Origin of the sequence: Actinoplanes sp. NPDC051633, assembly GCF_040681735.1 — a bacterium.
Lineage (GTDB): Bacteria > Actinomycetota > Actinomycetes > Mycobacteriales > Micromonosporaceae > Actinoplanes.
On record NZ_JBFAZH010000168.1, the window covers coordinates 1 to 9,858 of the forward strand.

Below are 9,858 nucleotides of genomic sequence, written 5' to 3' on the forward strand. Positions count from 1 at the left end.
GGCACCGGCAAGATCGGTGAATTGGTGCTGTCCGGGTTGCTCCGGGCCGGCTGGCAGCCTGCCGAGTTGCTGATCACCGCGCGGCGGGCCGAGCGCGGCGCTGAGCTGGCGGAGCGGTACGGGGTCCGGGCGGTCGACAACCTGGCCGCGGTGGCCGAGGCGGACGTCCTCGCCATCGCGGTCAAGCCGCAGGACGCCGGGGTGCTGCTCGACGAGATCGGCGCGAAGGTGCCGGCCGACAAGCTGATCATCTCGCTCTGCGCCGGCCTGCCCACCGGCTTCTTCGCCGCCCGGCTGCCCGAGGGCACGCCGGTGGTGCGGGTGATGACCAACACGCCGGCGCTGGTGGACCAGGCGATGACCGCGATCTCCGCCGGGCCGCACGCCACGGCCGAGCATCTGTCCATCGCGGAGCAGATGTTCAAGCCGCTGGGGTCGACCATCCGGGTGCCGGAGTCGCAACAGGACGCGGTGACCGCGCTGTCCGGCTCCGGCCCGGCGTACTTCTACCTGCTGGTCGAGGCGATGATCGACGCGGGGATCCTGCTCGGGCTGCCGCGGCAGGTGGCGCACGAGCTGATCGTGCAGACCGCGATCGGCTCGGCGGTGATGCTGCGCGACTCGGGGGAGCACCCGGTCACGCTGCGCGAGCAGGTCACCTCGCCGGCCGGCACGACGATCTCGGCGATCCGCGAGCTGGAGAACCACGGGGTGCGCGCGGCGCTGCTGTCGGCCCTCGAAGCGGCGCGGGACCGGGCGCGGGAGATCGCCGAGGCGGCCGCTAATACCAGATAGCTATCCGCGCGCCGTTGGCCTCTTCCGGCGGCGACGGGTGCGACAACGCCGCGCCGGTGGCCATCCGGTGGGCACTCCACGCGACGGCCGCTGCGTCCAGGATGTCGTCGGGCGGCGCCTGCCCGGCCGGTCCCAGGTTGTCCGGCAGCACGATGCCGTGCCGCGCGAGCAGCTCACGCCGCCGGGCCTGACCGGTCCAGGTCTTCTTCGCGTACGCGAGCGGCTCGCCCGCCATCTGCCGGAACGACACCTCCGGATGCGCCTCGAACAGCAGGCCCGGGTGCCGTTCCCAGATCGCGTTCGCCTCCAGCAGTTTCGGCCGCAGCGCCCATGACTGGCGGCTCAGCCCGGAGCCGGTGAGCTCTCGGCACAACCGGTTCGCCGTCGCGAAGTCCGACTCCTGCCACACCGCCCGCGGGGGCACCCGGAAGACGCTGCTGCGCCGCGGCCCGAGCTGGTCGGCCGCCAGGGTGTCCGCCGCCCGCCAGCGGTCCGGGAGCATGCCCAGCGGAATGTCCACACCGATCACCGCGGCGCCCGAGCTGCCCGCCACGATCTCGTACAGCGTGGACGCGAGCAGCGCCCGGCCGAAGTGACCGTCCCGCAGCTCGACGCCGACCCAGCCCAGAGCGTACGCGTCGACCCCGATGACGTTCACGGTCATCGGCGCACTCCGATGCGGACGACGATGTTGGTCATGACGGCAGACTACGCGCCGTGGTGGTTCGATGGCACGCCGTACTCCTCACTGTCGAAAACTTAATGTCGTGCTGAATCGCTAGCGACTTCTTGACTCAAGTTCATGGATGTGACTACGGTCTCATCACGCTTTCTTCTGGAAAGTTTCCTAAATGTTCACGAGGAGAGACGCCGTGCATAAATCCCTCCGGAGCGCCCTGTGGGCCGGGGCGGTGGTGGTCGTCACCGTCGGCGCCACCCTGCCCGTGGTCTCGGCGTCCGCCGCGGCCGCGTGCGCGCCCACCTGGAGCGCGTCGCAGGTCTACGTCGGCGGGAACACCGCCTCTTTGTCCGGCATCAACTACCGCGCCAAGTGGTGGAACCAGAACGAGAGCCCGGCCACGCACAGCGGCCAGTGGGACGTCTGGGCCAACGAAGGCGCCTGCGGCGGCGGCACCCCCACCACCCCGCCGACCACGCCACCCACCAGCCCGCCGACCACGCCTCCGTCGACGCCGCCGACCACGCCGCCCAACACCGGCGGTAAGAAGGTCATCGGCTACTTCGCGGAGTGGGGCGTCTACGCCCGTCAGTACTTCGTCAAGAACCTCGAGACCTCCGGCTCGGCCTCGAAGCTGACCCACATCCTGTACGCGTTCGGCAACACGTCCAACGGCCAGTGCTCGATCGGCGACTCCTACGCCGACTACGACATGTTCTACGACGCGTCGAAGAGCGTCGACGGCGTCGCGGACACGTGGGACGCCGGCGCGCTGCGCGGCAACTTCAACCAGCTGAGGAAGCTCAAGCAGCGGAACCCGAACATCAAGATCATCTGGTCGTTCGGCGGCTGGACCTGGTCCGACGGTTTCACCCAGGCCGCGGCGAACCCGACCGCCTTCGCCAACTCCTGCTACAACCTGATCCACGACTCCCGGTGGAACGGCCTCTTCGACGGCATCGACATCGACTGGGAGTACCCGAACGCCTGTGGTGAGGCCTGCGACAACAGCGGTCCGGACTCGTACAACCGGGTGATCTCCGCGCTGCGCACCAAGTTCGGTTCGAACTTCCTGGTCACCTCGGCGATCTCGGCGGACGGCTCGAACGGCGGCAAGCTGGACGCCGCCGACTACAAGTCGGGCATCGACAAGCTCGACTTCGTCATGCCGATGACCTACGACTACTTCGGCGCGTTCAGCCCCAACGGCCCGACCGCTCCGCACTCGCCGCTGACCTCCTACCCGGGCATCCCGACGCAGGGATTCTGGTCGGACGCGGCGATCCAGAAGCTCAAGGGCAAGGGCGTGCCGGCGAGCAAGATGCTGCTCGGCATCGGCTTCTACGGCCGCGGCTGGACCGGCGTCAGCCAGTCCGCACCCGGCGGCTCGGCCAGTGGACCGGCGGCGGGCATCGAGCCCGGCGTGCAGGACTACAAGGTGCTCAAGACGCAGTGCCCGGCCGCACCGCAGAACGTCGTCGGCGGCACGGCGTACGCCTACTGCGGCAACAACTGGTGGAGCTACGACACCCCGGCGACCATCGCGGGCAAGATGACCTACGTCAAGAACCAGGGTCTCGGTGGAGCGTTCTTCTGGGAGTTCTCCGGCGACACCGCCAACGGTGAGCTGATCACCGCCATCAAGAACAACCTCTGATTCACAGGCTAAGAGCGAGGTGGCCGGTGTCGGCCACCTCGCTCTTGCGTCATAGGCTTGTCGCCATGCGCCGTGAGTGGCATCAGCTCAGCTATCCCGGGGTCGGTAACCAGGCCCTGCAGACGTCCCGCCCGTCCACCGACTCCGCCGAGGACTCGGCGCTCGGCCTGGACCTGTGGCGCGAGCTGCCGCGGGTGCAGATGCCGCCGTGGCCGGACATGGGCGAGGTGGCCCAGGTCTGCGAGGTGCTGTCCAACGTCCCGTCGATCGTGGCGCCCTACGAGGTGGACCAGCTGCGCAGCAAGCTGGCCGACGTGTGCGAGGGCCGGGCCTTCCTGCTGCAGGGCGGCGACTGCGCGGAGACCTTCGCCGACAACACCGAGAGTCACCTGCTGGCCGGCGCCCGCACGCTGCTGCAGATGGCGGTGGTGCTCACCTACGGCGCCTCGATGCCGGTGGTGAAGGTGGCGCGGGTCGCGGGGCAGTACACGAAGCCACGGTCGTCGGCCACCGACGCGCTGGGCCTGCCGGCGTACCGCGGCGACATGATCAACGCGCTGGACGCGAACGAGACGGCGCGGGTGGCCGACCCGCAGCGGATGATCCGGGCGTATGCGAACTCGGCCGCGGCGATGAACATGCTGCGGGCGTACCTGGCCGGCGGTTTGGCCGACCTGGCCGGGTTGCACGACTGGAACAAGGACTTCGTGCGGGCCTCTCCGGCGGGGGAGCGGTACGAGGCCATCGCCCGCGAGATCGACCGGGCCCTGGACTTCATCCGGGCCTGCGGGATGACCGACGACGACGCGTTGCGTACGGTCAGCCTGTACTGCTCGCACGAGGCGCTGGCGCTGGAGTACGACCGCGCGCTGACCCGGGTCTCCGACAACCGCGCCTACGGGCTGTCCGGGCACTTCCTGTGGATCGGCGAGCGCACCCGGCAGATCGACGGCGCCCACATCGACTTCATCAGCCGCATCGCCAACCCGATCGGCGTCAAGCTCGGCCCCGGCACCGCCCCCGAGCAGGCCATCGAGCTGTGCGAGAAGCTCAACCCCGACAACGTGCCGGGCAAGCTCACGCTGATCAGCCGGATGGGCAACGGCCGGGTCCGCGACGCGCTGCCGCCGATCGTCGAGAAGGTGACCGCGGCCGGCGCCAAGGTGGTCTGGCAGTGCGACCCGATGCACGGCAACACCCACGAGTCGTCCAACGGCTACAAGACCCGCCAGTTCGACCGGATCGTCGACGAGGTGCTCGGCTATTTCGAGGTGCACCGCGGCCTGGGCACCCACCCCGGCGGCATCCACGTCGAGCTGACCGGCGAGGACGTGACCGAGTGCCTGGGCGGCGCGCAGGGCATCGAGGACCTCGATCTGCCCAGCCGTTACGAGACGGCCTGCGATCCGCGGCTGAACACCCAGCAGAGCCTCGAGCTGGCGTTCCTGGTCGCCGAGATGCTGCGTGGCTGACTTTCGGTCGGACACCGTCACCCGGCCGACCGCCGGGATGCGGCAAGCCATGGCGCAGGCCGAGGTCGGCGACGACGTCTTCGGCGACGACCCGACGGTCAACGCGCTGGAGGCGCGCGTCGCGGAGCTCTTCGGGCACGAGGCGGCGCTGTTCTGCCCGACCGGGACGATGGCCAACCAGATCGCGCTGCAGCTGCTGGTCCCGCCCGGCGGCGAGTTGCTGGCCGGCGCGGACTCCCACGTCGTCTCGTACGAGCTGGGCGCGGCCGCGGCGCTCGGCGGCATCTCCACCCGCACCTGGCCGTCGGTCGGCGCCGACCTCGACGTGGACGCGATCGCGGCGATGATCCGCCCGGCCGGCTACCCCTCCAACCCGACCCGGGCGATCGCCGTCGAGCAGACCCACAACCTGGGCGGCGGCACGATCGTCGGTCTCCCGGCGTTACGGGCCATCCGTGCGCTGGGCCTGCCGGTGCACTGCGACGGCGCGCGCATCTGGCACGCCCACGTCGCCGACCAGGTCCCGCTGGACACCTACGGCCCGCTCTTCGACACCGTGTCGGTGTGTCTGTCCAAGGGCCTGGGCGCGCCGGTCGGCTCGCTGGTCATCGGCTCGGCCGACAAGATCGCCCGGGCGCGGGTGCTCCGCAAGCGGATGGGCGGCGGCATGCGTCAGGTCGGCATCCTGGCCGCCGCGGGGCTGCACGCCCTGGACCATCACCTGGAGCGGCTGGCCGAGGACCACGCGCGGGCGGACCGGCTGGCCGCGGCGATCGGCGGGACCAGCCGGACCAACATCGTGCTGAAGCAGGTCGGCGACGCGCCGGCGGTCGTCGCCAAGGCCGCGGAGGAAGGCGTGCTCATCGCCGCCATGCTGCCCACCCTCATCCGGGTGATCACCCACCTGGATGTCACCGACGACGATGTGGACCACGCCGCGGGCGTGCTGAGCGCGGTTATCTGAGGCGCGGTTATTCGGGGCGCAGTGATTTGAGCAGCGCGATGTCGGCCGCGTGGCCCTCGTGCTTCTCGGTCGGCGTCTCCACGATCACCGGCACTCCGGCCGTGGCGGGATGGGTGAACAGCTCCGCGAAGGCCGCCGCGCCGATCCGGCCCTCGCCGATCGTCTCGTGCCGGTCCCGGGCGGAGCCGCAGTCGTCCTTCGAGTCGTTGGCGTGGATCAGCCGCAGGCTCCCCGGCCCGGCCGCCGCGACCAGCGCGTCCAGCGTCGTCGTCATCCCGCCCGGCGTGGCCAGGTCGTGCCCGGCCGCCCACGCGTGGCAGGTGTCGAAGCAGACGCCCAGCCACGGGTGCCCCTCGACGGCGGCGAGGTAGGCGGCCAGGTCGCCCATCCTCGAGGCCAGGCTGCGCCCGCCGCCCGCGGTCGGCTCGACCAGCAGCCGCGGCAGCCCGGCCGCCGCCGCGCGGTCGAGCATCGGCAGCAGCGCCTCGCGTACCTGGTGCATCGCCTTGTCGTCGTGCTCCGGGACCACCGAGCTGCCGGCATGGAAGACCACCCCGGTCGCGCCGATCGCCGCGCCCCGAGCGAGGGCGTGTGTCAGCGTGTCCACCGACCGCTCGAGCGTCAGCGTCGTCGGCGAACCGAGGTTGACCAGCAGCGACGCGTGCACGTAGGCCGGGATGCCGCGCTCACCGCAGCCGTCGCGGAACAGCGTGTCCTGCGCCGGGTCGCCGGGCGGCAGCGCCCAGCCGCGCGAGTTCGACACGTACACCTGGACCGCCTCGGACCCGGCGGCGTCCGCATAGGGCAGCGCCGCCTTGGCGAGCCCACCGGAGGTCGTGGTGTGCGAGCCGATCCGGGACTGCGCGGCCGGGCTCAGAAGCACTGGATCGCCACCAGGGTCTGCGGCGGAACCTGCTGGCCCTCCGGCGGCTGCTGGCCGCGCACGACACCGTTGGGGTTGAAGTCGATGCGTGCCTGCAGGTTGGCGGCCTGCAACGCCTGCTGCCCCTGGGCGCACGGCAGATCGAGCACCCGCGGCACGGTGACCAGCGGCGGCCCGGTGCTGACGTCGAGCTTGACCTCGGCTTCCTTCTCCACCCCGGTGCCCGGCTTCGGCGACTGCCCGATCACCTCGTCCTTGGGCGCGTCGCTCTCCTTGTACGACTCCACCGCCGACAACCCCAGCTCCTTGAGCTTCGCCCGGGCGTCGTTGATGTTGAGCTTCGTCAGGTCGGGCACGGTGATCGGGGCGCGGCCCTTGCTGATCACCACGGTCACCGTCTGGCCCGGCTTCAGCGGCGTGCCCGCCTTCGGATCCGAGGAGATGACCGTGCCCTCGGGCGCCGCGTCGCTGTACTTGCCGGTGCCCTCCTTGAGCTTCAGCTTCACCGTGTCCAGCTCGCCCTTGGCCGCGCTCAGCTCCATGCCGACCACGTCGGGCACCGGGTACTGCTCGGCGCCCAGCGACAGGGTCAGCGTGATCACGCCGCCCCTGACGATGCGATCGTCCTGCGGCGGATCCTGCTTGAGCACGGTGTCCTTGGCGACGTTGTCGTCGTACTGCCCGTCGGCGTAGATCACGTCGAAGCCGCCCTGCTGGGCCCGCTGCTCGGCCTGCGCGCGGGTCATGTTGACCAGCGTCGGCGTATCCGTGTAGCGGCCGAGGGTCACATACCAGGTGCTGCCGATCACGGTGATGACCATCAGCGCGACCGCGATGATGATCGTCGCCCGGCGGTTGTCGCCGCCGAAGAAGGCGCCCACCCTGGCCAGCGGCGACGACGGTGGCGGTGCACCCCGGCGCGGCCGGCCGCTCTTCTGCTCCGGCAGCCGGGCCCAGGTGGGCCGGTCGCCACCGGGCGGGAACGCGGTGGTGATCGCCGGGATCATCGCGGTGGCCTCGGCGGCGTGCCGGGCCGGGATCTGGCGCAGCAGCGCGGTCTCGACGTTCGCGGCGCCCAGGTCGTCGCGGACGACCTGCACCTCGGCCAGCAGCGCGCCGGCGTCGGTCGGCCGGGCGCCGGGGTCGCGGCGGGTGGCCCGGGCGACCAGTTCGTCGATCGCCGTCGGCAGGCCCCGGACCAGGGTGGACGGCGCGGGCACGTCGTTGTCCACGTGCTGCCAGGCCACGTGCACCGGCTCGTCGCCGTCGTAGGGCACCTGCCCGGTGACCATCTCGAAGAGCACGATGCCGGCCGAGTAGACGTCGGTGCGGGCGTCGGCGTGCCCGTCGGTGACCAGCTCGGGCGCCACGTACGCCACCGTCGCCATGAGGTGGCCGCTGTCGTCGCTGCTGCTGCTCGCCTCGACCGCGCGGGCCAGCCCGAAGTCGGCCACCTTGACCACGCTGTCCACCAGGTTGGCGATGCCGCCGCTGGGCGCCTCGGCGACCAGCACGTTCTCCGGCTTCACGTCGCGGTGCACCAGGCCGGCCCGGTGGGCGGCGGCGATCGCGGACAGCATCTGCTCGAGGATGGCCAGCGCCTCGACCGGGTTGAGCCGGCGCCGCTGGGTGATCAGGTCGCGCAGGGTGCGGCCCTGCACGTACTCCATCACCAGGTAGGGCAGGCCCAGGTGTCTGCCCTGGTCGTAGACCGCGACCACGTTGGGGTGGGTGAGCCGCGCGATCGTCTTGGCCTCGTCGGTGAACCGGTCGACGAAGTGCACGTTGGTCGCCTGCGACGGGTGAATGATCTTCAACGCGACGGTGCGCTCGAGGCGCTCGTCGACGGCGGTGTAGACGGTCGCCATGCCACCACGGGCGACGCGACCGGTGATCCGGTAGCGCCCGTCAATCGTCGTGCCGATCAACTCGTCGGCGACTGTGGTGTCCATCGGCGTGAAGTGTAAGTGGCCTTTCGGTGCTGGCGGTTCAGGATGCCACAGCTGAGACCGAACGGGTATCCGTGCGGCACCCTGACCTGCCGTTACTGCCGGTGATGCCGGCGCTTGGCGCTGCGGCCGTCCGGCTCGCCGCTGCCCGAGGCGCTCGGCTCGGCCGTCGGGCTCGACGAGGGAGGCTCGCTGCTGGCGCTGGCCGATGCGCTGGCCGACGGGGACGCGCTGGTCGACGGCGAAACGCTGGTGCCGGGCGCGGTGGGCGTGGGCACCGGCGGCGTCAGGCAGTTGCAGTCCTCGTTGGGCGGCGTGCCGCCGGGCTGCGCGGGCCGGGTGCCGGGTGCGGCCGTCCGGCGCGGCGCGGGCTGGGTGAGCTTCACGGGGGGTACGCCCACCGCGCCCACTGCGCCCGCAGCGGCCGGGTCGGTGGTGCCGGCGGGCGGCCGGGCTGTCGTACCGCGGCCCATCCCGGCGTTCGCGGCAAGCGTGTCGTCCATCGCGCCGTCCGGCCCGTCCACGGCCAGCGGGTACGGGTCCGGCGCCGCGGGCTCCTCGGACAGCAGCGCGCCGAGGCCGTTGACGACCGCGAAGTAGCTGCCCACCGCGCCGGTGACGGCCAGCGCGCCGAACGCGGCCACGGCGGCGACCCGGCGCGGCGGCCGGACGTGCTCGGAGCGCTCCACGATCCCGCCGGACATGTCCGCCGCCCCGCCGAAGGTGCTCATCCCGGTGGAGGTGAGGTCCTCCTCCGGGAACGAGGGCTCCGGCTGGTGCTCGTCCCGCTTGCCCATGTCGTAGCGCAGCGAACGCCAGGCCCCGGCCATCTCTTCGCGCATGTTCATCGGATCGGTGCTCCGCCTCTGTTCGTACTTGGGTTGCCGCTCATGGCAGGCTTGATGCCGTGAGCGATTCCGTAACCGCGAGTGAATCCATTGCCGCGGAGCCGACTGGATGGGTCCCATTGCCGGATGTTGCCGACAAATTGGACCTATCCATCAGCAAGGTGAACCAGATGGTGCGCGACGGCTCCCTGCTGGCCGTCAAACGCGACGGCATCCGGGTGGTGCCCGCGGAGCTATTGGCGAATGACACCGTGCTCAAGCACCTCCCCGGCGTTCTGACCTTGCTCCGCGACGCCGGGTATAACGACGAAGAGGCCGTGCGGTGGCTGTACGAGCCCGATGACGATCTCGACGGCAACGCCGCACGCGGACTGGGCGGCCCGCGGGCGCGCGAGGTCAAGCGCCGCGCGCAGGCGCTCGGCTTCTGAGCCCGGGGTGCGTCACTTCTCCTACCTGTTCGTGCTGGCCGGGTGCCTGATCGCGGCCGGGTGGCTGGAGCCGGTGCTCAGGGTCAACGTGTTGCGGCGGTGGCGGCGGCTGCTGCTCACGCTCGTACCCGTGGTCGTGATCTTCGTGCTCTGGGACCTGGCCGCGATCGCGGCCGGGCACTG

Annotated in this window: 9 protein-coding genes; 5 read left to right on the top strand and 4 right to left on the bottom strand. The window is 71.2% G+C overall.

Annotation, left to right across the window (positions count from 1 at the left end):
* Window positions 1-795, top strand: a 795-nt coding sequence (gene proC, locus AB0M20_RS12570; RefSeq protein ID WP_364297416.1) for a pyrroline-5-carboxylate reductase, incomplete at its 5' end; no start/stop codon positions are given.
* Here proC and AB0M20_RS12575 read toward each other — a convergent pair.
* A complete protein-coding gene (locus AB0M20_RS12575; RefSeq protein ID WP_364297418.1) occupies window positions 782-1,459 on the bottom strand; it encodes a DUF429 domain-containing protein in 678 nt (225 codons plus the stop codon). The two genes, proC and AB0M20_RS12575, sit on opposite strands and share 14 nt — an antisense overlap.
* Window positions 1,460-1,667: 208 nt before the next feature.
* Between AB0M20_RS12575 and AB0M20_RS12580 the strand changes: the two genes are divergently transcribed.
* The 3 genes from AB0M20_RS12580 to AB0M20_RS12590 all read left to right on the top strand — a co-directional run bounded on the left by AB0M20_RS12580 (window position 1,668) and on the right by AB0M20_RS12590 (window position 5,567).
* Entirely contained in the window at window positions 1,668-3,131 is a 1,464-nt protein-coding gene (locus AB0M20_RS12580; protein WP_364297420.1) for a glycosyl hydrolase family 18 protein, read from the top strand.
* Window positions 3,132-3,196: 65 nt separating this feature from the next.
* Entirely contained in the window at window positions 3,197-4,603 is a 1,407-nt protein-coding gene (locus AB0M20_RS12585; RefSeq protein ID WP_364297422.1) for a class II 3-deoxy-7-phosphoheptulonate synthase, read from the top strand.
* The gene (locus AB0M20_RS12590; RefSeq protein ID WP_364297424.1) at window positions 4,596-5,567 is read left to right on the top strand and encodes a GntG family PLP-dependent aldolase; all 972 of its coding nucleotides are present in this window, start codon (window positions 4,596-4,598) and stop codon (window positions 5,565-5,567) included. Before AB0M20_RS12585 ends, AB0M20_RS12590 begins: the two co-directional genes overlap by 8 nt.
* 7 nt (window positions 5,568-5,574) lie before the next feature.
* Here AB0M20_RS12590 and AB0M20_RS12595 read toward each other — a convergent pair whose 3' ends face one another.
* From AB0M20_RS12595 to AB0M20_RS12605, 3 genes are all read right to left on the bottom strand, one after another.
* A complete protein-coding gene (locus AB0M20_RS12595; RefSeq protein WP_364297426.1) occupies window positions 5,575-6,450 on the bottom strand; it encodes a deoxyribonuclease IV in 876 nt (291 codons plus the stop codon).
* Complete coding sequence (gene pknB / locus AB0M20_RS12600) at window positions 6,441-8,402, bottom strand: Stk1 family PASTA domain-containing Ser/Thr kinase (RefSeq protein ID WP_364297428.1); 1,962 nt, start codon at window positions 8,400-8,402, stop codon at window positions 6,441-6,443. Before pknB ends, AB0M20_RS12595 begins: the two co-directional genes overlap by 10 nt.
* A 92-nt stretch (window positions 8,403-8,494) precedes the next feature.
* A complete protein-coding gene (locus AB0M20_RS12605) occupies window positions 8,495-9,247 on the bottom strand; it encodes a hypothetical protein (protein WP_364297430.1) in 753 nt (250 codons plus the stop codon).
* 59 nt (window positions 9,248-9,306) lie between these two features.
* On the opposite strand from AB0M20_RS12605, the gene AB0M20_RS12610 reads away from it, so the two are divergent.
* Window positions 9,307-9,675, top strand: a complete 369-nt coding sequence (locus tag AB0M20_RS12610) for an Rv2175c family DNA-binding protein (protein ID WP_364297432.1) — start codon at window positions 9,307-9,309, stop codon at window positions 9,673-9,675.
* Window positions 9,676-9,858: the final 183 nt, after the last annotated feature.

Excerpts from the sequence above, each read along its gene's own strand:
- pknB (WP_364297428.1), bottom strand. The coding sequence starts at position 8,402 with ATGGACACCACAGTCGCCGACGAGTTGATCGGCACGACGATTGACGGG.
- AB0M20_RS12575 (WP_364297418.1), bottom strand. The coding sequence starts at position 1,459 with ATGACCGTGAACGTCATCGGGGTCGACGCGTACGCTCTGGGCTGGGTC.
- AB0M20_RS12605 (WP_364297430.1), bottom strand. The coding sequence starts at position 9,247 with ATGAACATGCGCGAAGAGATGGCCGGGGCCTGGCGTTCGCTGCGCTAC.
- AB0M20_RS12585 (WP_364297422.1), top strand. The coding sequence starts at position 3,197 with ATGCGCCGTGAGTGGCATCAGCTCAGCTATCCCGGGGTCGGTAACCAG.